This window comes from Myxococcus sp. CA033, from assembly GCF_013336625.1.
In the GTDB taxonomy this organism is placed as follows: Bacteria; Myxococcota; Myxococcia; order Myxococcales; family Myxococcaceae; genus Myxococcus; species Myxococcus llanfairpwllgwyngyllgogerychwyrndrobwllllantysiliogogogochensis.
Map to the genome: position 1 here is coordinate 100418 of NZ_JABUMU010000014.1, position 24889 is coordinate 125306.

Consider the following 24889-nt stretch of genomic DNA (forward strand, 5'->3'; position numbering starts at 1 on the left):
CGTTCCCCCTGCCAGGTTGGGGGCCGAGGCTATCACCTTCCGGCGGGGTTCCACGCCCTCGCGCGAGGCGCCCTCAGTCCTCGAAGTCGGACATCCAGTCGGGCTTCTTCGAGGGCACGGACGCCGAGGGGGCGGACGGCTCACGCCGAGTGCCAGGAGAGGGAGCCGCCGGGCGTGGCTTCGCTCCAAAGTCCTCCATCCAGGAGGGCGTGCCCGGCTTCGCGGCAGGCGGAGGCGCCGCTGGCTTCGCCTGCGTGAGTCGAGGCTTCGCCGCCTCCGGATGCGCCGCCGCGTGCGCGTTCAGGAAGTCCTGCATCCAGTCGCTCGGGCGCGGGGGCTTGGGCGGCGCGCGCGGGGGCAGGGGACGCTGGGGCACGGGGCTCGTCACTCGCGGCGCCGACACCGGGGGCGAGCCACCTCCCGAGCGGACCCGTGAGCGAAGCGCGCGCTCCGCTTCCGTGGGCCAGCCTGGCAGCGCGGCCAGGGCCTGACGGGCCAGCTCCAGGAACGCGGGTGTCGCGGCCTCCAGCGGAATCTTCACCTTCTCCGCGCGCAGCCACTCCGCCATGCGCGTGAGCAGGCCCGGGTGCTGACGGCGCAGGATGGCCACGTCACCCTTCACCTCGTAGCCGCGCAGCTCCAGCTCGGCGATGGCCATGGCGCGGCTGGGCACGGGCAGCTCCATCCGGGCCAGCGCCTCCGGTCCACGATTCGCTCCGGCATCTTCCTGAAGCTGGGTGAGAACATCGTGAAGCATTCGCGCCACCATGGGGCCGTTGGAGGCATTGCCCATCTGGAGCTCCGGAGGCACCGAGGGCCACGCGAGCACCAGCCCCTGGCCCTGGGCGATGACGTCCGGCCGGTCTCCCGGCAGGAGCGCCACGTAGCCGCGCGGCGCGGCGGCGCTCTCCATCGTCTGCGCGTAGTGGAACGCGTCGGCCGCGCCCTGCGTCAGCCCCGCGAGCACGTCTCCTCGAGTCACCGTGAGCTGTCCCGGCACTCGCTGGGGTGATGTGCCCGGCCACGGGCCGGACAGGTGCCCGTAGAGGTACACGGGGTCGTTGAAGCCCTCGGCGTCGGCGGGGTGCTCGACGAGCTCCACGGAGAAGAAGAACAGCTCCGGCGCGGCGATGCGCCGAGGCGTGCGTCCGGAGGCGACTTCGTGGTGCGTGAGCTGCGCGAGCGCGGAAGCGGGCAGGCGGCCTCGCTCGCTCGCGGGAACGACGTGTACCCCGCCCAGCGCGTCCAGGCCCACCAGCCACTCCGGCTCCAGGGCGTGGTTCGAGTCCAGTCGGAAGGCGTCCACCACGTGCGCGATTTCGGAGGCGTCCGACTGGACGGGCTCCGGCGGCGTGGCGGCGTGGGGGATGAAGTAGCGGGGCAGGTTCACGGCGGCGGCGTCAGGCTCCCGCAACCGCGCGGACCACGCAAGCTCGGCACGGGCCCCGAGTCAGTCCCAGGCGCCCGCGTGGACGTCGCGCGCTTCCTTCAGGGGGATGGGGCCCTCCACCTCGGTGGGGCTGCTGCCCCGCTCGAAGACCTCCCGGCACGACATGGCGAGCCCGCCTCGGGATGTGCCCACCAGCTTCGCGAACTCCGCGGACGACAGGGAGAACACCACCCGTCGCACGCCGCCCCAGAAGATGGCGCCCGCGCACATGGCACACGGCTCCGTGCTCGCGTACATCGTGCAACCCGCGAGGACCTCTGGCGTGAAGCGCCTGGTGGCGTCCCGCATCAGGTTGGACTCCGCGTGGCCCGTGCAGTCCCGCTGCGTCGCCACCGTGTTCTCGCCCTCCAGCAGCACCTGGCCCTGGGCGTCCACCAGCACCGCGCCGAAGGGCTGGTCCCCGCGCGCCCTCGCACGGCGTGCCGCTTCGATGGACTGCTGAAGGAATCGGGTTTCTTCGGGACGCATGGGCCAGCCTCCGGTTCGGGGCCGGCAACCTAACGACGCACCCGGGACCTCGCCACGGTTCCACGGGGAGGACGGACGTCGGCTCCTCGACCCGCGCCGTGTGTCCCCGGGAAGCTGGAGGCGAATCCAGCCCCCGGGGCACGTTCAGCGACTACTGGTCGTCGCAGGGAGTGCCCAGGCGAATGCCCTCGTACACACCCAGGTCGTTGTAGATGAGCGGCAGGTTCTCCTCGACGGGCACCTGGCGCAGCTCGAGCGACTTCTTCGTGTTCTCAATCCAGACGGACGTCTTCGCCTTGTCCAGCACCAGCCGGAGGTCGCCCTTCTTGGTGGAGAAGATTTCGCCCTCCGAGTCGGAGATGACGTTGGTCATCTTCTGCGGCTTGAGCGCGCCACGCGGGCCGATGAAGACGCGGTAGTTCTTCTGGTCCGTGGTGCGCGCGCCCTTGTCCACGAAGTAGTAGTTGCCCTTCGTGTCGCGCAGGAGCGCGTACGGCGCGAACTGCTGCGGGTTGGGGGCGTAGGCGGCCTTGCGCAGGATTTCCGCGCCCGGGACCGCCTCCATGAGGTTGAGGGGAATGTTCTTCTCGCCGCACCGCACGGCGCACGTCTTCGCCTTGCGGTCGAGCTCCACCTCGGAGACCACGCGCCAGTCCTGGCCACGGAAGCTGGGGTTGGCCGACTTGTTGAAGAAGCGGGGCTCCAGGAAGCTCGTCCCGGAGGTGAACGGCAGGGACGGCACCAGGAAGAAGGTCTTCCCGTCACCGTAGTAGAGCTGGTCTCCGCCGCGCTCCTCCTCGGGAGCCACGACGACGTAGTGCCCCTTGCCATCGGTGCAGATGGAAGTGGACTCCATGATCATCTTCTGGCCCAGGTTCTCCTCCTTGCCCCAGGGGGGCTGGAGGGTCTCGGATGCCAGGGACGCGCTACAGGCGAAGGACACCGCCACGGCGGCGATACGCTGGAAGTTCATCGCAGGGTCTCTTGGACTAAAGGTTCGTCTTGTAGAACTTCTTGGCGAACGTCTCCTGATTGGAGGCGTCCTTCGAGGTGGTCCAGATGAGGCGCTGGGCGTCGAACTTCGGCTCCAGGCTCGCCCCCAGGCGGCAGCTCACCTGCTTCACCTTCTCCTTCACGGTCTGCTTCGCGACGTTGGAGACGTCACACAGCTCCTTCAGGACGCTGAGCGAGGGCTCACAGTAGCCGCTGATGCTCAGCTCCTTGAGCTGGTCGTCGGTGATGGTGCTCCAGTCGATGTTCGCCGCCACGGAGGTGCCGCAGGCCTTGTTCATGTCCTGGAGCACGGCGCCGTAGTCCTTGTCGTGGCGCGCCATCTCGCCCTTGCGGTCGAACGCCATCAGCTTCTCCAGCGTGCCGTCCTCCTGCTGCTTCTGGTGCTGCTTGTAGACCTCCTCGGACTTGAGGGCCTTGGTGCGCTTCTCGTCGAAGGAGACGCGAATCTCCTTGCCGCGCCCCGGCACGTACAGCTCGTAGTTCGAGTTGCGCATGTACAGCACCGTGTAGCCCCGGCCGCGCCACTGGGTGGTGTAGTTGTGCTGCTCGCTGCTGTTGGTGCTCCAGTCCTTGAGCTCGAAGGGCAGCACCTTGCCGTCGATATCGGAGCCCGTGCCCTGCACGCGCAGGATGAACTTCTTGGACGAGCGCGGGGTGAGGGGGACGACGGCCACTTCCTCGCCCTCGGCGCCGGAATAGACCTTGCCGGCCTCGACGGGGGCCGCCGCGAGGCTTGCGGAAGCCCCCAGCAACAGCGTGGTGACGAATACCGCGACCAGGTTTCTCAAGCGATTCACCTCATGAGGCAGGGGCCCGTCCCATCCGGACGGCGCCATGTGTCAGAACTCGATGTCGTGCTGCTTGCAAAACTTCCGGACCCGGGGCTGCTCCGGCCGGGAGACCTTGGGCCACTGGGCCTTGGCGTTGCTCAAATCTCCCTGACGGCAGAAGGCCCGGGTGAGCAGCGAGTAGGACGCCAGTGGGATGACCTTGGGTTCCCTCCGCTGGCTGCTTCGTGCCAGACGAATGGCCTCCGCGGTGTCTCCCCCGTTTAAAGCACGCTCCCCATCCGCCAAAAGCTGCCGCAGCTCGTCAGACAGCTTTTCGGAAGGCTCGGGTCGGGTGGAAGGACGCGTGGAGGGGGGCGGATTCTTCGTCGCCACACCGGCCGGGTCGTCCGGAGGAGGGTTTTGCGGCGACGGCGTGCCCGTCTGCGTCCCGTTGGGCGGAGGGGCCACTGGGGTGCCCGTGGTGCCCTGCGTGCCCGTGGCGACGACAGGCGGGGTGGCTGCCTGGGTCCCCGTGGCGGCCTGGGTGCCCGTGGCGACGGGCTGCACTGGCGGAGGCGTGGTGCCTCCGGTCGGCGTGGGCACCTGGGGCCGGGTCAACCACCAGCCGCCTCCGGCCACGGCGACGAGCGCGGCGACGATGAGCGCGGCCACCGGCGCACGGCTCTTTGGCGCCGGCGAGGACTGCGCGGCCACGGAGTGGACCACGGCGGCGCTCGTGGGCTGCACGGAGCCGGGCTGCACGGTGGGGGACGGCGTGATGTAGCTCTGGGGCGCGACGGGCGGCGGCACGGACGGCGCCTGCTGGGAGATGAGCGTGGGGTCCAACCCCGGAGGGTCCATCAAGGGCGCGGCCTGAGGCGCGGAGGCATGGACGATGCCCATCTGCCCGGTGCCTCCCGAGGCGAAGGCCCCCGCCGGCGCCGAGGCATGGACGATGCCCATCTGCCCGGTGCCTCCCGAGGCGAAGGCTCCCGCGGGCGCGGCGGGCTGGACGACGCCCCTGCTCCCGGAGCTGCCCGGCGCCATCGTGTCCTCGAAGCCCATGCGGCCCGTGTCGGGGCCCTTGCGGACGCTGCCAGGCGCCAGCGTGTTGGACAGCGACGGCGGGCCCTCGGAGGGCAGGGCGATGCCGGACGGTGAGCCGGTGGGACGGGGCTGCGAGGCGTGGGAGCCCGCGGCCGGGCTGAGCGTGTGCAGGGGGCTGCCGGTGAGGTCCTCCACGAACGAGGCGATGTCCGGGTAGCGGTCCTCGATGCGCTTGGACAGGGCCTTGTCCACCGCGGCGATGGCGTGGGCGGGGGCCTCCGGACACAACGGGGCGAGCGGGGCCGCCGGCTCGTAGACGACGCGGAAGATCATCTGCGCGATGCCCCCCGCGCCGAAGGCGGGCGTGCCGGTCATCATCTCGTAGACGATGCAGCCCATCGCGAAGATGTCCGTGCGGGCGTCAATCTCGCGGTTGCGGCCCTGAGCCTGCTCGGGCGACATGTACTGCGGCGTGCCGATGAGCATCGCCTCCTGCGTCTGCACCGTGCCGGAGTCGAGGACCTTGGAGATGCCGAAGTCGAGCAGCTTGAGCCGCTCGCCCACCACGCCCCCGGAGTCGGTGGGCACGAGGAAGACGTTGGCGGGCTTCAAGTCGCGGTGGACGATGCCCGCCCCGTGCGCGGCCTGGAGCGCGGAGCCCATCTGCCGCGTGAAGGAGTAGACGTCGTGCAGCGGCAGCCGCCCGCGCTCAAGCCGCGACTGGAGACTCTCTCCGCGCAGGAACTCCAGCACCAGGAACGGCGTGCCGTCCTCCAGCGTGTCGTAGTCGAGCACCTCGACGATGTTGGGGTGGCCCAGCCGGGAGGCGATCTCCGCCTCGCGACGGAAGCGCGCGAAGATTTCGGCGGTGAGGTGGTCTCCACCGCGCAGCACCTTCACCGCGACCTGTTTGCCCGGAAGGCGCAGGTGCTGGGCCAGGTACACCGAGCCCATTCCTCCGCGCCCCAGGATGGACAGGACCTTGTAGGTGTTGCGCAGGACCGTATCGATGGAAAGGTCACCGTCGGACGGTCGATTCATGGGGCTGTGGCTCGCACGGGATTCTCAGGGGTGTTCCACCCCATTCCATCCTCCCACCCCACCATGAGGCAACCTTTCCGAGGCGGGATTCCGGACGGAGGCTGTCTTGAGCGGTGAGAACCCCTGGTGGCTTTCCGCCAGCCTGCTAAGGAAGCAGCCTGTATGACGAAAGTCGCGCCCCCCAAGGACTTGCTCGAGGTCCGCGTCCGCCGCATCCATCGCCGGGACCTCAACCGGACCTGGGAGTTCCTCAAGCTCGTCTTCCGCGACGTCAACCGCGAGACGGTGGAATACCAGCGCCCCCGCTCCAAGCGCCGCTTCATGGAGGTCTACACCTCCGAGTGGATAGAGCAGCTGCTCTATGAGGTCGACGGCGAAATCGTCGGCTATTCCGAGTGCGCCTTCGAGGCCACGGGCGACGACAACTGGGTGAACCCCCGCTGGTTCGAGAAGCGCGGCATGCGGCCCCTCTTCGTGGAGGAGCTCGCGGTGCACCCGGAATACCAGGGGCGCGGAGTGGGCAGCTTCATGCTGGATCAGCTCCAGCATCTGGCCCGCACGCGCGGCTGTACCCACCTGGTGCTGGAGGTGGCGGAGAACAACGAGGCCGCGCTGGCGTGGTACCGGGCGAGGACGTTCTACAAGCTCGACGCCGCCATCTTCCTCGCGCAGAAGGTGCCGGGAGAGCCGGAGCTGCTGCCGCCGCGTCGCATCAAGCGCCGGCCGAAGGCGACCGAGGGCGAGGCCACCTCTCCGAACACCGGCCCCATGCCGGAGACCCCCGCGGCGCGAGGTGGCGCGCGCAAGGGCCGCGCTCCCGCGGCGAAGAAGGGAAGCTGAGTCACGGCGACTTCGCGGGGGGCGTCAGCGTGCGACTGAAGAAGCGCACGGCGTCCTGGCTGAGTTCGCGGTGCAGCTTCACGCGGTCCACCCCCGGAGGGTCCACGCAAATCTCCGGGGTGTGCTTCGCCATCTCCGCCCGGCACGGCGCGAGGAACACGAAGTGCCCGGCCTTGGGCACCTGTGTGTACTCGGGCTGCTGGGGCAGCGCGTCGCGAACGCGGAGGGCCTGGGCGACCCCGTCGAGCACCTCGTCCTGCTCCGCCGCGTACAACCGGACGGGCACCTTCACGTCCTTGAGTCCGGCCTCGTCGAAGAAGACGCCCACGGGCGCCATGACGAAGAGGGAGCGGATGCGAGGCTCCCGCGTGCCGCCGCGCAGCTCGGGGCGGACCGCGCGCACCGCCTTCATCTCGGTGCACAGGACACTCCTGGCGTGCGCGGCGTCTTCGCAATAGGGCCCAAGCTTGCCGAAGTCCGGTGACGCGCCCCCGAGCAGGAGCACGGTGTAGCCGCCCAGCGAGAAGCCCATGGCGCCCACGCGTGATGGGTCCACGAGCGGGCCCATCACCGCGTCCGTGAGCACCGAGTCCAGGAGCGTGCGCACCTGCAACGCGCGTCCCAGGAACACCTCGTCCGTGCCCGAGCGGGCGCCGTCGTTGTGCGTGTTGCCCGCGTGGTCCAGTGACGCGACGACGAAGCCCTTGCGCGCGAGCGCCGAGGCCAGGTCGCTGTGTCCCCAGCGCGTGCCCATGTGGCCGTGCGAGATGAGCACCAGCGGATGACGTCCGGGGATGGGCGGCAGGTCCTTGCCCGCGTCGAGCTGGAGCAGGTCCACCGGGAAGGGCTTGGAGGCTTTCGTGGAGGGATAGAGCACCACGCCCCGCAGGGGCCCGCCGTTCACCGGGTCCTTCATGGCGAGCTCACGGTAGCCCACGCCTCGGATGATGGACGCGGAGGCGGAGGCCGCCACGAGCAGGGTGGCGAGCGCGAAGGCCCTGGGAAGCGCGGTGCCAGGTCGTCCAGAAGTCTTCATGGCCCTCTTTTCGTCCGAGCCGGCATTCGATTGCACGGCCCCAGGGCGAAGGGGGCTGGACGACACGGGGTTGCGACTGGAGTCGCATGGGACGGACGGGGTGTGGACCTCATGCTCGCGCCCCTTGCCCCCCTTCGGGGGTGGACCGGGACAAGGGCTGATGAGGACGCCGTGGCGCGGATGGCTGCTGCTCGTGGCCTGGCTCGTCGCGGGGAGCGCGTGGGCCCAGGATGCGCACTACTGGACGCGTCAGTTCGGCAACCGGGCGTGGCTGCTTGGCGGCGCGCTGCTCGGAGACCCCGCGGACATCAGCGCCGTCTATTACAACCCCGGCGCCCTCGTGCTGGTGGGCACGCTGGAGCTGGAGCTGACGGGCAGCGTCTTCGAGTTCTCACGCCTGTCGCTCGTCAACGGCCTGGGGCCGGGGAAGGACCTGACGACTTCGCGCTTCGACGCGCTGCCCGCCTTCATCGCGGGCCCGCTGCGCTTCCACGGGCTGGGCCGCGCGCGCATGGGTTATGCGCTCCTCACCCGGCAGGGCTTCGAGACGCTGCTGACGCGGCGGGAGGACTTCACCGGCACCGACCTCGTCGGAGTTCAAGGCCTCTCGCAGTTGTCCTCCGACGTGCGGCTGGAGCACGGCGTGAAGGAGCTGTGGGCCGGCGTGAGCTGGGCGTATCCGCTGAGCAAGTCCCTGGGCGTGGGCATCACCCCGTTCCTCGCGGGCCGGCAGCAGCACGCGGACTTCCTGGCCATCTCCCAGGGGTCCGGCGATGACGGGCGCGAGCTGCTCGCGACGGTGAGCCGAACCTATCGACTCCAGCACCTGCGCCTGCTGGCGAAAATCGGCGTGAGCTACCAGGAGGAGCGGTGGGCGATGGGCCTGACGGTGACGACGCCCAGTCTCGGCATCTACGGCACCGGTGAGGTCGGGCTCGAGCGCGCGCTGAGTCAGCAGGGCCTGCCCCTGGAGGGGCCCGCGCGGGTCTCCAACTTCCAACCAGGCACGCCCGCGCGCTTTCGCAGTCCGCTGTCCGTGGGGCTCGGCGGCAGTCGGGTGCTCGGTGGCACCACCTTGCATGCGGCGGTGGAGGTCTTCGCGCGCGTGCCGGTGTTCCGCATCCTCGACAGCGACCCCATCCCCGTGGAGGGCCCCGAGCGCGTGCTGAGCAGCGACGTCTTCTATGGCCTGGAGCCGGTGGTCAACGCGGCGCTGGGCGCGGAGCACCGCGTGGGCGACAAGCTGCGCGTCTACCTGAGCGTCCACACGGACTTCAGCGCCGCCATCGACCTGCCCAACACCAGCACGCTGCTGGGGACGAGCGACCTGTACCACGTGGCCACAGGCGTCTACTTCCCCGTGCGGCACTCGCGCGTCACCGTGGGCACGGACCTGGCGTGGGGCCGTCAGACGACGCGGCGCTTCTCCGACCTGCTCGCGCTGACGGGCCTGCCGCCTCCGAGCGAGTCGCAGGCGATTCACGTCTTCCACGCCACGCTCGTCGTCGGCCTCACCCTGGGCCTCGGCGGTGGTGAGCGGGAAGAGGACGAGGCGCGACCCAGGTCGGACCTGGAGGTGCCCATGGTGGACGAGGGCGGGGCCCGGTAGCGCCGTCAGAAGCTCAGCGTGCCGAGCAGCTCGAAGGTGTTGCGGTAGACGTGTACGGGCTCGCTGACCGCGCCCTCCAGTGAGCCTGGCGTGGTGAGGTCCCGGATGCCCAGCTCGTGACGGGAGAGCACGTAGCCGGCGCGCAGGCCGCCATCGAGGCCGCGCAGCCCGGGGAAGAAGCCCCTCACGAGGATGACGTCCAGACCCGTGCCCAGGTGCAGCGTGTTGGGCCACAGGTTGCGGAAGAAGCCGGGCAGGCGAATCCAGTACGAGTTGGGATTGGCCATCCCCACGCCGTTGATGTTGCCTTCCTCCAGCCGATACCACGTCAGTCCGTAGCCGACCTTGACGTACGGCTGGAAGCCGCCGGGCAGGATGTTGTAGCGGATGCTGCCCGCGTACTCCCACAGGTTCAGCTTCGCGCGGAGCCGGAACAGGGTCTCCTCACCCGCGAGTGGCACGTCGATGCCCACGTCGCTGCGCGAGTGCAGCAGCGTGTTCTCCGACGTGAAGCGGTCCCCCAGATAGAAGCTCACCTTCAGCGTGGGGGAGATGGCCGTGTCCACCACCGGCTGGATGAACCGGGACGGCTGCTCACTGATGGTCGGGTCCAGCGCGAGCAACTGCGGCCCCCACTCGGCGAGCTGCCGGTCATTGAGCAGCAGCGCGGCGAAGTCCTCGTCGAGCAGCCCGATGCTGATGCCCGCCTCCACGCTCGCGCGTCGCCGGGGCAGTTGTTTCTGTGGCGTGTAGACGGGCTCGTGTTTCTCCACCAGCGCGCGGATGGGCAGGCCCACCACCCGGTAGAGGAAGTCGAACGGCGGCAGGCTGATGAGGATGGCCACCGGGCCGTTGAGGAAGCCCAGGTTGTTGGAGAAGTTGTCCTGCACGTCCAGGGGGAAGAACCAGGGCAGCTCTCCGGGCGCGTAGCGGATGAAGCCCGCGTTGGGCGCGGGCCGGTTCCAACCCTCGCTGAAGGCGGGGCCGGTGATGGACAGGTTGCCCATGTCCGAGTGCGCGACGATGCCCGCCAGTGGCGAGGCGGCGGAGGGGTAGCCCCAGCGCAGCGGCAGGATGAGCCAGGACCACTCGCGGCGCACCGACGGGTCGTCGATGGCCAGGTCGTAGACGCGCTCCCAGTCCGGCACCAGGTCGATGCGCTCCGCCATGTCGTAGCGCACCACATCCTCGGGCAGCGGCCGCTTCGGGTCCGACAGGTACTCCTGGTGGTCGAAGTGCTTGGGCACCGCTTCCGTGGAACCCGCGGGGCCTACGTCCTTGAAGACGCCGGGCAGCGGATACGTGGCGTGTGACTCGCGAGCGTGCGGGCCGGGGGAGGCGAGCAACTGCTCCAGGCCCTTCGAGTCCGCGCCGATGTACCCGATGGGGTGCGTGTTGATGCGGGTCTCCTTCTCGTCCGCCCAGACGTAGCTGCGCACCCGCGCCAGCAGCTTCTTCTCGCCGGGTCGGTCCTCGCCCCGCAGGTCCACCAGCTCCTCCCACTGCTTGCGCGGCAGGTACGCGTTGGGGCTCGCGAAGTCGAAGACCATGGAGTTGCGGTGGAAGAAGTACTCAGTGCGCTTGAGGACCAGGGGGTCCGGGCCGTCGGCGGCCCAGCCGCCCGCGAGGATGCGCCGCATTTCGTCCTCGGTGAGCGGGCGCTCCACGGCGGACAGCGGCGAGATGACGGCGCTCACGTGCTCCCAGTCGCCCTCGTGATTGTTGCCCCCGGCGTTGAAGGGATAGAAGAACCAGTACTGGATGAGCAGCTCGTAGCCGCGCAGGCCGTGCTTCGCGTCGCGCACCTCCGAGAGGAACGGATGCGCGTAGACCTTCTCCGTGCCCTGGTAGCGGCGCGCAATCTCATCCGGCGTGGGGCTCGCGTACGCCTCATGCCACGTCGAGGGGTTGAAGCCCGGGAAGTCGAAGTACATCACGGTGAAGGGCGCCTGCTCGGCGGCCACCGCGTCCTGTCGCAGGCGGGGAATGGTGGGGTGGTCCGGGTGGAACTCCCGCAGCAGCGCGATGAGGCGGCAGTCGTCGCGCGCATCCCGTCCGGACTGCTCCGTCTGGAGCGCGACTTCGGGTGCGCCGTCCTCGGGACAGGGATGGCCGAGTGAGGAGAAGTTGATGGAGTCGCTGCGCATCAACACCGAGCCCGGCTTCGCCAAATCCCACGTGTCCAGGTTCAACAACAGGCCGCCGGGCAAATCTCGGAAGGCCTTGTGGTCCATGGGAAAGGTGTACGTGTTCTTCACCAGGATGGGCGCGAAGCGCACCGCCAGCGCCTGCAGCACCCGGAACCGGTTGTCGTCCATGCCGTCGCGCGGCGTCTCGTCGCGGTAGGACGGGTCCGCCGTGTCGCCGTAGAGCGAGAGCGCCTCGCTGGCCGTCGTCTGCCGGACGATGCGCGGGTAGGCCAGGGGCACGTAGCGGAAGTACTCCTCGCGCGTCGGCGGCCCGGAGGCCCGAGCGTCGCTCGGATGCGTCAGCAGACCCACGAGCAGCAGGGCCTGTGCGGCATGGACCGCGATACCGTGGCGCATGGTGTCCCCCCGGGACTCGCGGCGCAGTGCCTCACGTGGGCGCTCGCGATGAGGGGAGCCTAGGAGGCGCGCCCGCGCGCAATCCCCGGGGATGTGCCGGGAGCGTCGGACACCGTACGGATACCCGGGTGCGAAGGGGAGGCACTCACCCCCACGCACCCGGTGGTCAACAGTCGCGGCGCGCGGGCTCGCGCGCTTGCTCCGCTCAAGCGGGCAGCGGCTCCGTGGAGCCCTGCGTCGTCGCGGTCGCCGGAGGCGCGGACGGCGCTTCGCTCGGGGCGGCGCGCGGCGCGGGGGCGATGGTCGACTCGCCCATCGTCTCGCCGTGCTGGCTCAAATCCAGGCCCTGCTCCTCCGCCTCGCGGGTGACGCGCAGGGGCACGATGCGGTCCACCAGCTTGTAGAGCAGGTAGGAGCCGATGAAGGAGAAGGCAGACACCAGCGCGAGCGCCAGCATGTGCATGAAGAACGTCTTCGTCTCGCCGTAGAGCAGCCCCACATCCTTGGCCAGCACGCCGGTGAGCACCATGCCCACCACGCCACCCAGGCCGTGACAGGGGAAGACGTCCAGCGTGTCGTCGATGGACGTGCGGCTCTTGAGGTGCACCGCCGCGTTGCTCACGAAGCTTGCGACCAGGCCCACCATGATGCTCTGCCCCACGGTGATGAAGCCTGCGGCAGGCGTCACCGCGACCAGGCCCACCACCGCGCCCACGCACGCGCCCATGGCGCTCGGCTTGCGGCCGCGCAGCCAGTCGAAGGCAATCCAGCCCAGCATCGCCGCCGCGGACGCCGTGTTCGTGGTGGCGAAGGCCAGCGTCGCCAGCGACGAGGCCGACAGCGCCGAGCCCGCGTTGAAGCCGAACCAGCCGAACCACAACATGCCCGTGCCCAACATCACGAAGGGCAGATTCGCCGGCGTGTGCGACGCGTTCTCCAGATGGACCTGCCGGCGGCCCAGCACCAGCGCGCCCGCCAGCGCCGCGAAGCCCGCGGACATGTGCACCACCGTGCCGCCCGCGAAGTCCAGCACTCCCCACTCACGCAGGAAGCCCTTCGGGTGCCACGTCCAGTGCGCCAGCGGCGCGTAGATGACCAGCGTGAAGAGCACCATGAAGAGCACGTACGCCTTGAAGCGCACCCGCTCCGCGAAGGCGCCAGTGATGAGCGCCGGGGTGATGATGGCGAACTTGAGCTGGAACAGCGCGAACAGCATCAGGGGAATCGTGGGCGCCAGGTCCGGGTGCGTCTCTCCACCGACGCCGCTGAACATGAAGAAGGTGCGCGGGTCGCCGATGATGCCGTGGATGCTGTCGCCGAAGCAGAGGCTGAAGCCCACCACCACCCAGAGCAGGCTGATGACCGCCATGGCGATGTAGCTCTGCAGCAGCGTGGACACGACGTTCTTCAGCCGCACCATGCCGCCGTAGAAGAAGGACAGGCCCGGCGTCATCAACAGCACCAGCGCCGTCGCGGTGAGAATCCACGCCGTGTCCGCTGGGTTGATGGGCCCCCCTTGCTTCACCTGCGCCGCCGGCGTCACCAACATGCCCGCCACGCCCACTCCCACCAGCAGGGCCAGTGCCAACCACTTCTTCATCGCGTCACCCCAAGGAAGACTGACGCAATGCAGTATGAGGCCGGCGTGGGCCAGATTCAACGGACCGGAGTCTTAAATCCCGTCGGATACAGCTAAAAATCGATAGAATTGGGCTTAAAATTCATGAATCTGGGCGGGATGTAGGGTCATCTACTTCACGATGATGCGGCCACCCTTGATGTCCAGGTCCTCGCCGCCCTTGAGGACGACGTTGCCCCCGTCTGTCTGGATGGTGCAGGGCCTCGAGCCCTGGATGGTGACGGAGGCCGTCTGGCTCTTGCCGAACGAGACGGAGGTCTTCACGCCGCTGCACACCGCCGTCCAGGTGTAGTCGCGCGAGTCGCGGTTGTAATAGCGCACGGTGACGGCGGCCCATGCGGCCGACGACGCCAGCAGGCCGGCCACGAGGGTGGCTATCGAGAGCCTGGCTTTCATTGTCTCCCCCTTTGAAGGAAGTGGCGCAGTCATACCCGTTGGCCCTGACGCGCGCTCGTCACTCGAGGTGAGACATACCCGCCGAGGCGGCTGGCCTCGTCCCCGCGTGGAGTCCTACGCAGACATACGAACCGGGCGCGCGCGCCTGGCTCACGTGTGCGTCGGTGGCGCCTCGGTGGCCTGGTCGAACTCGTCGGGGTGGAGGTGGAACCAGCGGGCGATGAGCATCACCTCCTGGGCTTCGTGGGCGCGCAGGCCGAGCGTCTCGGGCTCGGGGCGCTCGAAGATTTCCCGGACGCGGGCCTCCAGGGCTTCGCGCTCCTCGGGGGTTCGCGGCGCGGGCCGCTCGTCGCGCACGCTGCCCCGGCGCAGGACGTAGACGCGGTCCTCTCCGGCGTGGCCCGGCACCGTGTACACGAAGGACAGCCGCTTCATCGTCCGGCCCAGGGAGACCATCCACTCGCGGAGGTTCTTCAGGCGCTCCGCGCGGTCTCTCAGCTCCGCGGCGTACTCGAACTGCAGACGTCGGGCGGCCAGGGCCATGCGCTCGTGCAGCAGGGTGAGCGGGACGTCGGAGGTGCCTTCCAGGAAGGCCCGGGCCTGGGCGATGCGGGCGTCGTACTCGGCATGGGTGCAGCCGCCGGCACAGGGCGCGAGGCAGCGGGAGAGCTGGCCGCGCATGCACAGGGGCTCCTGCTTCAGCGGGAAGAGCTGGCCCTGGTTGGCCAGTCGCATCGGTGTGTCCGCCGCGCAGTCTCTCAGCTCGAGCAGGTCATTCACCGCGCGCACCACGTCGGAGACCGCGCCCTGGCCCTGGAAGGGGCCGTAGTAGTCGCCGCTCGCGCCGGTGACGCGCCCCACGACGTGCAGGCGGGGCACGGCCTCCTTGGTGAGGTGGAGGAAACAGTGTCCCCGGTCTCGCTTGTGCTCCACGTTGTAGAGGGGGCGGTGGAACTTGATGAGGCGCAGCTCGCGCAGCAGCGCGGCGAACTCGCTGGGCGTGTGCTCCCACTCCACCTGATGCGCGTGGGCGATGATGTCCGCCGCCTTGTCGCCGGGCTCCGCGCGAAAGTAGGAGAGCAGCCGCGAGCGCACCCGCACGGACTTGCCGACGTAGAGCACTTCGCCCGAGGGCCCCAACATCCGGTAGATGCCGGGCCGGTTCTCCGCGTTCGCGCGGACGTGTTCGAGGAGTGAGGCGACGCGGGAAGACATGTGCGGCGAAGGCCCGGCCCTGTGCGTGCCGGACGACATGTCACCGTACACCTCGGTGCGGGCCTCGCGCGGCCCTCGCCTCTTCCTTCCAGCGTGCTTGTCCGTGGGGCGGACGGCCTGGTCGCATGCGAAGGCGAGCAGGTGAGGAGGGGGTTGGTCGCGCCCGCGACGCGCCACACGCGAGGCCGCCGCTCGCCATGAGGGCACCCGTCCACGTCCAGACTCCGATGGGGGGTTTATGAAGTTATGTGAACCACCTTGTCTCGTTTGGTTAACAGCGTTAAGTGGTGGTCCTGTGTAAACCCGGCCTCGCGATGAGGAGGGGTGTCTGCCTGCCTCGATGAAGGCGGGAGGGAGTCGCCGTCATGGTGCGTGCCCCGTCGTTGACCCTGTCCGCCGCGTGGATGAGCGGCTTCGCCATCCTCGTCGTGGGGCTGTTGTCCCTGGTGGGGTGCTCGCGCCCGGCCACCGCCGCTCCGGGGCCTGCTTCCTCCGGTGAAGCGCCCGTCCAGGTGCGCTCCGTGCCCGTCGTGGCGGAGGAGGTCACCCGTCCGGTGCGCGCCAGCGGGGTGCTCGCCGCGAAGCAGGAGCTGCGGTTGTCCTTCAAGCTGGGTGGCATCGTCAGGCAGGTCGCCGTGGACGAGGGTCGGTCGGTGACGCGAGGGCAGGTGTTGGCCGCGTTGGACCCGTCGGAGATTGGCCCCCAGGTGGCCCAGGCTCGCGAGGCGAGGGACAAGGCGGCCCGAGACTTGGAGCGCGCGAAGCAACTTCACGAGGCCCAGGTGGCCACGCGCGCGCAGCTGCAAGACGCCACCACGGCCTTCGAGGTCGCCGACGCCGCCTGGAGCGCCGCGGCCTTCAACCAGCGACAGGCCACCCTCGTGGCGCCCTCGAACGGGCGCATCCTCCGGAGGCTGGTGGAGCCCGGTGAGGTGGTGTCCCCCGGCCAGGCCCTCTTCCAGTTCGCGAGCGCGGATGGCGGCTGGGTCGTCCGCGTGGGCCTGACGGACCGCGACGTCGTGCGCGTGCGGGAAGGGGACGCGGCGGAAGTATCGCTCGACGCCTACCCCGGCCGGACGTTCCAGGCGCGCGTCAGCGAGATTGCCAGCGCCGCCACGCCGGGCCTGGGCACGGCGGAGGTGGAGCTCGAGCTGCGACTCCCCAAGGAGGTTCCCGCACGTGTGGCCGGCGCCGACGAGCGAGGTGGCGCGGAGCCCTCCCCGCGACTGTTGTCAGGCCTCTCCGCGAAGGCGCGGGTCCTTCCGTCCGAGCGGCAGACGGTGCGCTTCATTCCCGTGGAGGCACTGCTGGAAGGGGACGGTGACGTGGCCAGCGTCTTCATCGTGAACCCGGATGGTCGGAGCGCGCGGCGCCAGCGCGTGAGGGTGGCCTTCCTCTCCTCCGAGGACGGCCGCGCGGCCCTGTCCGAGGGGCCCGACGTGGGCGCCCACGTCGTCACGGATGGCGTGGCCTTCCTCCGCGACGGCCAGGCGGTGGCGGTGGTGGAGGCGCGATGAAGCTCTCCACCGCGGCCGTGAAGAACCCGCAGCTCACCCTGGTGGTGTTCGCCATGTTGGTCGCGCTGGGCGTCTCCAGCGCGCTGTCCATTCCCCGCGCGGAGGACCCTGTCTTCCCGATGCCGGGCTTCACGCTCATCGCCGTGTACCCCGGTGCGAGCCCGGCGGACCTCGAGCAGCTCGTGGTGGACCCGCTCGAGGAGGCCTTCGAGGAACTCGATGACGTGAAGGAGGTGCGCAGCCAGATGGAGGACGGGCTGGCGCAGCTGGAAATCGAGTTCGAGTCCTCCACGGACCCGGATGACAAACACGCGGAGGTGCTGCGGCAGGTTACCGCCACGCGGCCCCAGCTTCCCTCGGGACTGGTGCGCCTGGAGGTCCTCCGTCACAGCGCGGCGAACGTGAGCGTGGTGCAGTTCGCCCTGGTGGGGCCCCATGTCTCCGCGCGAGAGCTGGAGCGGCACGCGGACGCCCTGGCGGACCGGCTGACGCATGTGTCCGGCGTGAAGAAGGCGGAGGTCTTCGCGGCGACGAAGCAGGAGGTGCGCGTGTCGGTGGACCCGGAGCGACTGGCGCGCGTGGGCGTGTCGCTGGAGCGGGTGCTGCAAGCGCTCGGCGGCGCCAACCTCAATGTCCCCGCGGGCAGCGTGGACCTGGGCGCGCGGCGCTTCAACGTGAAGACGAGCAGCGAGTACACGTCGCTCGAACAGGTGCGCGCCACCGTGGTGTCCGGTGGAGAGGCGGGCGTGGTGCGCCTGCAGGACGTGGCGGACGTGTCGTTTCGGGACCAGGACGCGGTGCACCTGGGCCGCTTCAACGGCGAGCGCGCTGTCTTCGTCGGCGTCACGCAGAAGGAAGGTGGCAACGTCTTCGCGGTGAGGGATGCGTCGCTCGAGGTCGCCCGCGAGTGGGCCCGGGAGCTGCCGAAGGGTGTCCGGCTGGAGACGGGGTTCGACCAGTCGCTCCAGGTGGAGCGGCGGCTGGGCGGCTTCGCGATGGACTTCGCGCTGGCGCTGGCCCTGGTGCTGGTGACGCTCCTGCCCCTGGGCTTCCGGGCCAGCCTCATCGTCATGGTGTCCATTCCCCTGTCCCTGGCCCTGGGGCTCGCGGCGCTGCACCACGCGGGCTTCACGCTCAACCAGCTCTCCATCGTCGGCTTCGTCATCGCCCTGGGGCTCCTGGTGGATGACAGCATCGTGGTGGTGGAGAACATCGCCCGCTTCCTGCGTATGGGGCGCAGCCGGGTGCGGGCGGCCATCGAGGGCACGTCGCAGATTGGGCTCGCCGTGCTGGGCTGCACCGCCACGCTGGTGTTGTCCTTCGTGCCGCTGCTGTTCCTGCCCGGCACGTCCGGTCAGTTCATCCGCAGCCTGCCCATGGCGGTGGTGTTCACCATCCTCGCTTCGCTGCTGGTGTCGCTCACGGTGATTCCGCTGCTGGCCAGCCTCTTCCTCTCGGAGGGCGAGCACCCGGAGGGCAACCGCGTGCTGCGCTTCTTCCACCACTTCATCGAGCGCAGCTACCGCCCGCTGCTGCACCGCGCGCTGGCGCGGCCGGTGGTGACGGTGGTGGTGGCCGCGGCGCTCTTCGTGGGCAGCCTGGCGCTGGTGCCGGTGGTGGGCTTCAGCCTCTTTCCGAAGGCCGGCACGCCCATGTTCTACGTGAAGGTGGAGACGCCCGAGGGGGCCAGCCTCCCGGAAACGGACCGGGCCGTGCGCTTCGTGGAGGACGCCCTGCGCCGCCGGCCGGAGGTCGTCTCCGTCTCCGCCAACGCGGGGCGGGGCCATCCGTCCGTCTACTACAACGTCCAGCCGAGCGCGGAGCGCCCCAACGTGGGCGATCTCTTCGTCCAGCTCCAGGACTACGACTCGGAGACGACGCCCGCGCTGCTCGACGGCCTGCGCGCGGAGTTGTCCGCGTACCCCGGCGCGCGCATCGAGGTGCGCGAGTTCGAGCAGGGGCCTCCCATCGAAGCGCCCGTGGCGGTGCGATTGGTGGGGCCGGAGCTGGAGACGCTGCGCACGCTGGCCGCGCGGACCCAGCAGGTGCTGGAGACGACACCGGGCACCCTCTACGTGAAGAACCCGGTGCAGACGCGTCGCACGGACCTCCAGGTGGAGGTGGACCGGGAGAAGGCGGGGCAACTGGGTGTGCCCGCGGCGGAGGTGGCGCGCGCGGTGCGCTTCGGGCTCGCGGGTCTGCCGGCGGGCACCTTCCGCGACGAGGCGGGCGAGGACCATCCCATCCTCGTCCGGATGCCGCTGGAGTCCGGCGCGTGGCCGGCATTGGGCGCGCTGGAGCGCCTGCATGTGGCCAGTGTCACCGGCGCGCAGGTGCCGCTCATGCAGGTGTCCCAGGTGCGCCTGGAGGCCAGCCCCAACCGCGTCACCCACCACGACGGCGAGCGCTCCGTCACCGTCTCCGCCAGCGTGGCCACCGGCTACATCAACGACAACGTCATCCAGGACGTGCTGCGCCGGCTGGACGCGGAGGTGAAGCCGCCGCCGGGCTACCGTCTGGAAGCGGCCGGAGAGCTGGAGAGCCGCCAGGAGAGCTTCGACGGCGTGTCCGCGGCCGGCATCATCGCGGCCTTCGGTGTGCTGGCGGTGCTGGTGCTGGAGTTCCGCACGTTCCGCAGCACGCTCATCGTCGCGTCGGTGATTCCGCTGGGACTGGTGGGCGGCATCCTCGCGCTGTTCCTCACCGGCAACACGCTGTCGTTCACCGCCTCCATCGGCTTCATCGCCCTGGTGGGCATCGAGGTGAAGAACAGCATCCTCCTGGTGGACTTCACCAACCAGTTGCGCGCGCGGGGCCTGTCCGTGGACGAGGCCATCGAGCAGGCGGGCGAGACGCGCTTCCTGCCCATCCTGCTCACCACGCTGACGGCCCTGGGGGGCCTGCTGCCCCTGGCGCTGGAGCACAGCAGCCTCTACTCACCCCTGGCGTGGGTCATCATCGGTGGGCTGATTTCCTCCACCGTCCTCACCCGGGTGGTGACGCCGGTGGTGTACAAGTTGCTGGCCCCGGAGGTGGAGCGGGAGGGCGAGGCACCGGCCAGCGAGGGGCCCGCGTCCCCGCTGCCCGGCTCCGTCGCATCGGCCGGTGGCGCGGCATAGCGGCACTCGAGAGGCACCATGGGCATCAAGGAGCGACGAGAGCGGGAGAAGCAGGCGACGCGGCAGCGCATCCTGGATGCGGCGCGCGAGCTCTACGTCCAGGAGGGCTACGAGGCGATGACGATGCGGCGCGTCGCCGAGAAAATCGAGTACAGCGCCACCGCCATCTACGTGCACTTCAAGGACAAGGCCGCGCTCATCCAGGAGCTGTGCGCCCATGACTTCCTGCGCTTCGCGGAGGTGCTCAACAAGGTCGCCAAGGTGAAGGACCCCGTGGAGCGCCTGCGGAAGATGGGGCGGGCGTACATCGACTTCGCCCAGGAGTACCCCACCACCTACCGCCTGCTCTTCATGGAGCGCCGCCCGGCCGAAGTGGGGACCACGGGACCGGACGGCCCGGAGCAGGGCAACCCCGAACAGGATGCCTATGCCTTCCTGCGCCAGTCCGTGCAGGAGGCGAAGGACGCGGACTGCTTCAGGCCCGAGCACCAGGACGTGGAGCTGGTGAGTCAGGCGCTCTGGGGCGGCCTGCATGGCCTCGTCGCGCTGCACCTGGTGATGGGGCCCGAGGACAAGTGGATCGACATGCGTCCGCTGATGCGCACCGCGACCCTGATGATGGACCTGCTCCTGGAGGGCCTCTGCAAACCCTCCAGGTCAGGCGGCGCTACGCGGGCTCGATGAAGTTGAGCCGGTAGCCGTCCGGGTCGGTGACGATGACCTCCCGGGTGTGCCACGGCTGGATGGCGGGGCCCTCCACCACGGCCCCCTGCGCCTGCGCCCGCAGGAGCAGCTCGTCCAGGCCGCTTGCGCCCTCGACGCGGAAGCCCACGAGCACGCCCAGTCCCCGCCGGCCTTCCAACTGCAACTGCGTTGGAGGCGCGACGAGGTAGACGTCCACCGCGCCCGCCCACTGGAGGCGGACGAAGGGCGGCTCTGCTTGGGTGCGCTCGAAGCCGAGCGCCTCGTAGAACGCCAGGGAGCGCGTCAGGTCCGAGACGAGCAGCTTGACGAAGGCCGGAATCACTTCTTGAGGCCTTCGGCGGCCAGCGCCGCCTGCACGTGGGGACGCTCGGCGACGCGCGCGTGGTAGGCCTTCACCGCGGGGAACGCCTCCAGGTCCACCTGCATGGGCTTCGCCCAGTTCAGCACGGTGAAGAGGTACGCATCCGCGACGGTGAACTGCTCACCCATGAGGAACGTGTTCTTCGACAGGACCTCGTCCAGCGTCTTGAAGCGCACCGCGAGCCGGTCCTTGTAGATCTTCTTCCCCTCGTCCGGAAACGCCGGGTTGAAGAGGGGGCTGAAGGCCTTGTGAATCTCGGTGGAGATGAAGTTGAGCAGCTCCTGGAGCTTGTAGCGCTCGATGGAGCCGTTGGCGGGGGCCAGCTTCGCCTCGGGCGCCTGGTCCGCGATGTACTGGACGATGGCGGGCCCTTCCGTCAGCACCGTGCCGTTGTCGAGCTGGAGCGCGGGGACATAGCCCTTGGTGTTGACGGCGAAGTAGTCCGCGCCGGTCTCCGTCTTCTTGCCGCGCAGGTCGACCTTCTCGAGGTCGAACTTCAGGCCCGCCTCACGCAGGGCGATGTGCGGGGACAGGGAGCAGGCACCGGACGAGTAGTAGAGCTTCATGGGAGCGCATTCCTCACGTGGGGGGTTCGAGGCGCGCAGTTCTGCACCTTCCCGGGAGGGGATGCCACCGTTTCGATGCGGGGCACCGGGTGGTGCCGGGCAGGCGGGCGGGTGGACGGCACGTGGCGCGGGCCGCGCTCCTGGGTCCGCCGGGCCCCGCTGCCGGGGGCGCGCTCGGAGTGGTAGTTGTTTCGCTCGGAGGTTGGCGCCGGCCCGGGGAGCCCGCCACGCCTCCTTACCCCCAGAGCGAGCCCCGGCCCCGCGGGGCGCTCCGTCAGACATGGCCGGGCCTCGCGCCCGAACCTGGAAGGACCCTATGCGTTTCAAAGTCACTCTGTTGCTGCCCATCGCGTTGCTGGCGTGGGGCGTGATGCCGGCGTGCTCCGGTGATGACGATGACAAGCCCGGCGATGATGGTGGCTCCAATCCCACCGACTCGGGCACCGACGCCGGCAGCCCCCCGGGCGATGGCGGCACGGGCAACGCGTCCTGCCCCACCGGCGCCATCCTCTGCGAGACGTTCGAGAACGGCTCCGCGGGTTGGGATGTCGGCCGCGAGCACTCCACCATCGAGGCGGACGGCACGAAGCCTCACACCGGCGCGCGCTCGCTGCACATCGTGACGGAGGACGGCATCGACGAGAAGCAGAACGAGGGCCAGGCGATTGCGCGGTGGATGAAGAGCATCCCCCCGTTCGACACGCAGCTCTTCGTGCGCGCGCACGTGTTCATGAACGCCTTCCCCGGCGACCAGGGGCAGATGGGCACCTACTTCGTCCTCTTCTCCGACACGAACTCGGACTTCGGCGGCATCGAGCTGCAGGTCATCCGGGACACGGGGTTCGCGCTCGATGACTGGTCCGCGAGGACGGGGCAGGGCTGGAATCGTCAGGGCCCGCCCGTCAACCTGGGCATGTCCACCGGCCGCTGGGTCTGCCTGGAGTGGGAGGTGCGCCGCCCCACCGCGTCGAGCACCCACGGCAACGCGCGAGTCTACGTGGACGGCGCGCTGGCCCACGACTTCACCGACATCGGCATGCGCTCCTTCAACAACTTCTGGGTGGGCTACGGCTTCGTGCATCCGCAGGGGCCGTCGGCCTCCGAGACGTGGGTCGACAACCTGGTGGTCAGCCGCACCCAGCGCGTCGGCTGCGAGTAGCACCCGGCCTCACCGCCGGCCCTGGCGCACCCCGGGGCCGGCGGCTCGTTCCTCCCCGTCGCGCGACACCTGTCAGGACGGGTTGATATGGTTCGTGTGTAATTAACACGAAGTCTCGCCGCCTATTCGCGGCGGAGGTCTGTCAGGAGCGGGTCATGTCGTTGAAGGAGCTGGCGCGGCAAACGGTGCGAATCGCGGAGCTGGGGACGTATGAGGCGCCCTCGGGGCGGAGCGTCTCGCTGGGGAACCTGGTGGCGCGCGCCGTGAGCGGGACGTTGCTGTACCGGCCCGACGACTTCGGGCGGCTCCCTCCCTTCGCGCCGGGCCTGGAGCGTCCGGACCTCCACATCGAAGTCACGGGCGAGAAGACGGGGCAGGCCGCTCGGCGGTTGGTGGAGGAGGAAGGAGAGACGCGGGTCGCCGCGCTCAACTTCGCCTCCGCGAAGAACCCGGGCGGCGGCTTCCTGGGCGGCGCGAAGGCGCAGGAGGAGGACCTGGCGCGCTGCTCGGCGCTCTATCCGTGCCTGCTCTCGCAGCGGGGCTACTACGACGCGAATCGCGCCGAGCGCTCGATGCTGTACACCGACCACCTCATCTACTCGCCGGACGTGCCGTTCTTCCGGGATGACTCGCTGGAGCTGCTGGAGCGGCCCTTCTGCCTCTCCGTGCTCACCGCGCCCGCGCCCAATGCCGGTGAGGCGCTCCGGGTGGACGTGGGCCTGCGGCCTCAAATCCACGAGGTGCTGCGCGCGCGGGCGCTGAAGGTGCTCCAGGTGGCGGCGCACCAGGGCCATGAGGTCCTCGTCCTGGGAGCATGGGGCTGCGGCGTCTTCCGCAACGAGCCGGTGGAGGTCGCCAACGCCTTCTCGCTCGCCCTGGCGGCCCTGCCCGGCGCCTTCAGGCGCGTGGTGTTCGCGGTGTACGAGCGGAGCGGTGACGGGCCCAACCCGCGCGCCTTCCGCGAGCACTTCGCGTGACGCGGCGTCGGGGGCGGGGCGGCGGATTTAACTCGGTTTAATTCCACCTCCGCCCCGGTTTGGACGACAACTCCCCAAGCATTCACTTCAGGGGGAAGTCGATGACAGGGGATTGGGGCGGTCCGGGGGAATCGCCGATGGCTGGGGGGCGGACGGCGGAGCTCGCCGTGCTCGCGAGCGGGACTTCATGGCTCCTGCCGGCGCGGGATGCTCGCACCGTCCGCGTCCTCGTCGGCCCCACGGGGATGTTGTCGGTGCTCCAGGACTTCGCGCGCGGCGTGGGGGGCGCCGCCGCGGGTCCGGGCATCGCGGGGGACGACCTCTGCTTCACGGGGTGGCAGGTGGACTTCGACGTCACCCTGGACGAGGGGCTGGCGGCGTACCACCAGCTGCTCTCCGCTGGAGCGCTCTCCGACGAGGTGTGCGAGGCGCGCGGCGTCTCCACGGCGACGGTGCGAGTCGCGGTGGGGGAGGCCCGCTTCGTGGGCTCGGAGTCGTGGCTCGGTCGCGAGGCCAGTGTCTTCACCACCGACGAGCGCACCGGGCGCGAGGACTTCCAATACACGGCGCTCCTGGGGAATCTCATCCTGCGCAGCCGGGGCGAGGTGGGCGATGCGCACAGCCACGTCCACGAGGTCACGCTGACGGGGGTGGCCCACCAGCTCGTGCAGGCGCTGCGCCGGGTCCACCCGAGGACCGCGACGCATGACGACACGGCGGTGCTCGTCTTCACGGCGGACGAGGCCGAGCGGCTGCGTCAGGGCGCGCGGGACTGGATGCTGGCCGCCGAGGAGGGACACCCCGCCGGCGAGGATGGCACCCCGGAGTGGGTGCGCGGGCTGGCCAGCGCGGAGTCCGCGGAAGAGGCCATCACCCGGCTCTGCACCTCCGCGAGCGATGCGGCCCGCGTGGCGGAGCGTGTGCTGGAGCTGGGCGCGTTCCTGCTGGAGTCAGAGGCGGCGGCCCAGGTGTGAGGCGTGGCGCCAAAGAGGGCGCCCATGCATCAGGGATAGCGAGCGAAGACGGGCACCGCCATGGACACCGGCTCCGAAGAAGAGAGCTCCGGCTCCGTGGTGGTCAGCGGCTGGTAGGCATCCACGGGCGCCGCGCAACCGACGACGAACTCAGCGGCCTCGCGGAGTTTCTCCAGGGCGCGCTCCGTGCAGTGCAGGGTGACGAGGGGGAGGAAGCCCGGCTCACTCATCCACTTCACCGCTCCCAGCAGGTGATGCGCGCTCAGGAACCCCATCACCTGGTCTCGCAAGGCGCGGCTCTCCTCTCCCGCCGCGAGCAGGACTGCACGCCTGTCTCGCGGGGGCGGGGGCTGTCGAGGCCCACGCTCTTCCCGGGGCATGATGATGGTTTCAATCCACATCGGAGCGCCCTCCGGACGGAAATCCCAATGGCGCGCTGA

At 69.7% G+C, this 24889-nt stretch carries 21 protein-coding genes; 8 read left to right on the top strand and 13 right to left on the bottom strand.

Features of this window, described 5'->3' with window-relative positions; translation table 11 throughout:
* Positions 1-73: 73 nt before the first annotated feature.
* From HUA78_RS28095 to HUA78_RS28115, 5 genes are all read right to left on the bottom strand, one after another.
* Positions 74-1390 (bottom strand): hypothetical protein, encoded by a 1317-nt coding sequence (locus HUA78_RS28095; RefSeq protein WP_174477549.1) that lies wholly within the window; start codon positions 1388-1390, stop codon positions 74-76.
* Between the two features lie 60 nt (positions 1391-1450).
* Complete coding sequence (locus HUA78_RS28100) at positions 1451-1918, bottom strand: nucleoside deaminase (RefSeq protein WP_174477550.1); 468 nt, start codon at positions 1916-1918, stop codon at positions 1451-1453.
* 151 nt (positions 1919-2069) lie between these two features.
* A complete protein-coding gene (locus tag HUA78_RS28105; protein ID WP_174457668.1) occupies positions 2070-2891 on the bottom strand; it encodes a hypothetical protein in 822 nt (273 codons plus the stop codon).
* Positions 2892-2907: 16 nt separating this feature from the next.
* Positions 2908-3729, bottom strand: a complete 822-nt coding sequence (locus HUA78_RS28110; RefSeq protein ID WP_371745675.1) for a hypothetical protein — start codon at positions 3727-3729, stop codon at positions 2908-2910.
* A 42-nt stretch (positions 3730-3771) separates the two neighbouring features.
* The gene (locus tag HUA78_RS28115; protein WP_174477552.1) at positions 3772-5790 is read right to left on the bottom strand and encodes a serine/threonine-protein kinase; all 2019 of its coding nucleotides are present in this window, start codon (positions 5788-5790) and stop codon (positions 3772-3774) included.
* Between the two features lie 162 nt (positions 5791-5952).
* Between HUA78_RS28115 and HUA78_RS28120 the strand changes: the two genes are divergently transcribed.
* On the top strand, positions 5953-6630 hold the full coding sequence (locus HUA78_RS28120) for a GNAT family N-acetyltransferase (protein ID WP_141646738.1): 678 nt from the start codon (positions 5953-5955) through the stop codon (positions 6628-6630).
* 1 nt (position 6631) lies between these two features.
* Here HUA78_RS28120 and HUA78_RS28125 read toward each other — a convergent pair whose 3' ends face one another.
* Entirely contained in the window at positions 6632-7666 is a 1035-nt protein-coding gene (locus HUA78_RS28125; protein ID WP_174466234.1) for a hypothetical protein, read from the bottom strand.
* 160 nt (positions 7667-7826) lie between these two features.
* On the opposite strand from HUA78_RS28125, the gene HUA78_RS28130 reads away from it, so the two are divergent.
* A complete protein-coding gene (locus tag HUA78_RS28130; RefSeq protein ID WP_174477553.1) occupies positions 7827-9275 on the top strand; it encodes a hypothetical protein in 1449 nt (482 codons plus the stop codon).
* Positions 9276-9280: 5 nt separating this feature from the next.
* Here the strand turns inward: HUA78_RS28130 and HUA78_RS28135 are convergent, their stop codons facing one another.
* From HUA78_RS28135 to HUA78_RS28150, 4 genes are all read right to left on the bottom strand, one after another.
* A complete protein-coding gene (locus HUA78_RS28135) occupies positions 9281-11821 on the bottom strand; it encodes a hypothetical protein (protein ID WP_174477554.1) in 2541 nt (846 codons plus the stop codon).
* Between the two features lie 205 nt (positions 11822-12026).
* Positions 12027-13421, bottom strand: a complete 1395-nt coding sequence (locus HUA78_RS28140; RefSeq protein ID WP_174463147.1) for an ammonium transporter — start codon at positions 13419-13421, stop codon at positions 12027-12029.
* A gap of 150 nt (positions 13422-13571) precedes the next feature.
* Positions 13572-13856, bottom strand: coding sequence for a hypothetical protein (locus HUA78_RS28145; protein ID WP_174457661.1), 285 nt, complete (start codon positions 13854-13856; stop codon positions 13572-13574).
* 150 nt (positions 13857-14006) lie between these two features.
* Complete coding sequence (locus HUA78_RS28150; protein ID WP_174457660.1) at positions 14007-15071, bottom strand: UvrB/UvrC motif-containing protein; 1065 nt, start codon at positions 15069-15071, stop codon at positions 14007-14009.
* Between the two features lie 365 nt (positions 15072-15436).
* Between HUA78_RS28150 and HUA78_RS28155 the strand changes: the two genes are divergently transcribed.
* Genes HUA78_RS28155 through HUA78_RS28165 form a run of 3 tightly spaced genes read left to right on the top strand, consistent with a single transcriptional unit; the run spans position 15437 to position 20391 of the window.
* Positions 15437-16588, top strand: a complete 1152-nt coding sequence (locus HUA78_RS28155; protein ID WP_174457659.1) for an efflux RND transporter periplasmic adaptor subunit — start codon at positions 15437-15439, stop codon at positions 16586-16588.
* Positions 16585-19707: an efflux RND transporter permease subunit gene (locus tag HUA78_RS28160; protein WP_174457658.1), complete on the top strand. Its 3123-nt coding sequence runs from the start codon at positions 16585-16587 to the stop codon at positions 19705-19707. Before HUA78_RS28155 ends, HUA78_RS28160 begins: the two co-directional genes overlap by 4 nt.
* A gap of 18 nt (positions 19708-19725) precedes the next feature.
* Positions 19726-20391, top strand: coding sequence for a TetR/AcrR family transcriptional regulator (locus HUA78_RS28165; RefSeq protein WP_141646748.1), 666 nt, complete (start codon positions 19726-19728; stop codon positions 20389-20391).
* On the opposite strand, the gene HUA78_RS28170 is transcribed toward HUA78_RS28165, so the two are convergent.
* Together HUA78_RS28170 and gstA are read right to left on the bottom strand one after the other, a co-directional pair.
* A complete protein-coding gene (locus HUA78_RS28170) occupies positions 20375-20734 on the bottom strand; it encodes a VOC family protein (RefSeq protein WP_141646749.1) in 360 nt (119 codons plus the stop codon). The genes HUA78_RS28165 and HUA78_RS28170 overlap by 17 nt on opposite strands.
* Positions 20731-21339 (bottom strand): glutathione transferase GstA, encoded by a 609-nt coding sequence (gstA, locus tag HUA78_RS28175; protein ID WP_174457655.1) that lies wholly within the window; start codon positions 21337-21339, stop codon positions 20731-20733. Before gstA ends, HUA78_RS28170 begins: the two co-directional genes overlap by 4 nt.
* Positions 21340-21655: 316 nt before the next feature.
* Here gstA and HUA78_RS28180 point away from each other — a divergent pair, with 316 nt between their 5' ends.
* The 3 genes from HUA78_RS28180 to HUA78_RS28190 all read left to right on the top strand — a co-directional run bounded on the left by HUA78_RS28180 (position 21656) and on the right by HUA78_RS28190 (position 24449).
* Positions 21656-22498 carry a hypothetical protein gene (locus tag HUA78_RS28180; protein WP_174477555.1) on the top strand — a complete coding sequence of 281 codons (843 nt, stop codon included), beginning with the start codon at positions 21656-21658 and terminating at the stop codon, positions 22496-22498.
* A gap of 155 nt (positions 22499-22653) precedes the next feature.
* Positions 22654-23475 (top strand): TIGR02452 family protein, encoded by an 822-nt coding sequence (locus tag HUA78_RS28185; protein WP_174477556.1) that lies wholly within the window; start codon positions 22654-22656, stop codon positions 23473-23475.
* A gap of 137 nt (positions 23476-23612) precedes the next feature.
* Entirely contained in the window at positions 23613-24449 is an 837-nt protein-coding gene (locus HUA78_RS28190) for a hypothetical protein (protein WP_174477557.1), read from the top strand.
* 29 nt (positions 24450-24478) lie between these two features.
* Here HUA78_RS28190 and HUA78_RS28195 read toward each other — a convergent pair whose 3' ends face one another.
* Entirely contained in the window at positions 24479-24850 is a 372-nt protein-coding gene (locus HUA78_RS28195; RefSeq protein ID WP_174477601.1) for a hypothetical protein, read from the bottom strand.
* Positions 24851-24889 lie beyond the last annotated feature (39 nt).

Bases quoted from the DNA above. Each gene is read 5' to 3' on its own strand.
- HUA78_RS28105 (WP_174457668.1), bottom strand. From the start codon at position 2,891: ATGAACTTCCAGCGTATCGCCGCCGTGGCGGTGTCCTTCGCCTGTAGC.
- HUA78_RS28190 (WP_174477557.1), top strand. From the start codon at position 23,613: ATGGCTGGGGGGCGGACGGCGGAGCTCGCCGTGCTCGCGAGCGGGACT.
- HUA78_RS28115 (WP_174477552.1), bottom strand. From the start codon at position 5,790: ATGAATCGACCGTCCGACGGTGACCTTTCCATCGATACGGTCCTGCGC.
- HUA78_RS28145 (WP_174457661.1), bottom strand. From the start codon at position 13,856: ATGAAAGCCAGGCTCTCGATAGCCACCCTCGTGGCCGGCCTGCTGGCG.
- HUA78_RS28125 (WP_174466234.1), bottom strand. From the start codon at position 7,666: ATGAAGACTTCTGGACGACCTGGCACCGCGCTTCCCAGGGCCTTCGCG.
- HUA78_RS28150 (WP_174457660.1), bottom strand. From the start codon at position 15,071: ATGTCTTCCCGCGTCGCCTCACTCCTCGAACACGTCCGCGCGAACGCG.
- HUA78_RS28155 (WP_174457659.1), top strand. From the start codon at position 15,437: ATGGTGCGTGCCCCGTCGTTGACCCTGTCCGCCGCGTGGATGAGCGGC.
- HUA78_RS28195 (WP_174477601.1), bottom strand. From the start codon at position 24,850: ATGTGGATTGAAACCATCATCATGCCCCGGGAAGAGCGTGGGCCTCGA.
- HUA78_RS28180 (WP_174477555.1), top strand. From the start codon at position 21,656: ATGCGTTTCAAAGTCACTCTGTTGCTGCCCATCGCGTTGCTGGCGTGG.
- HUA78_RS28165 (WP_141646748.1), top strand. From the start codon at position 19,726: ATGGGCATCAAGGAGCGACGAGAGCGGGAGAAGCAGGCGACGCGGCAG.
- HUA78_RS28130 (WP_174477553.1), top strand. From the start codon at position 7,827: ATGAGGACGCCGTGGCGCGGATGGCTGCTGCTCGTGGCCTGGCTCGTC.
- gstA (WP_174457655.1), bottom strand. From the start codon at position 21,339: ATGAAGCTCTACTACTCGTCCGGTGCCTGCTCCCTGTCCCCGCACATC.
- HUA78_RS28100 (WP_174477550.1), bottom strand. From the start codon at position 1,918: ATGCGTCCCGAAGAAACCCGATTCCTTCAGCAGTCCATCGAAGCGGCA.
- HUA78_RS28135 (WP_174477554.1), bottom strand. From the start codon at position 11,821: ATGCGCCACGGTATCGCGGTCCATGCCGCACAGGCCCTGCTGCTCGTG.
- HUA78_RS28185 (WP_174477556.1), top strand. From the start codon at position 22,654: ATGTCGTTGAAGGAGCTGGCGCGGCAAACGGTGCGAATCGCGGAGCTG.
- HUA78_RS28140 (WP_174463147.1), bottom strand. From the start codon at position 13,421: ATGAAGAAGTGGTTGGCACTGGCCCTGCTGGTGGGAGTGGGCGTGGCG.
- HUA78_RS28160 (WP_174457658.1), top strand. From the start codon at position 16,585: ATGAAGCTCTCCACCGCGGCCGTGAAGAACCCGCAGCTCACCCTGGTG.
- HUA78_RS28120 (WP_141646738.1), top strand. From the start codon at position 5,953: ATGACGAAAGTCGCGCCCCCCAAGGACTTGCTCGAGGTCCGCGTCCGC.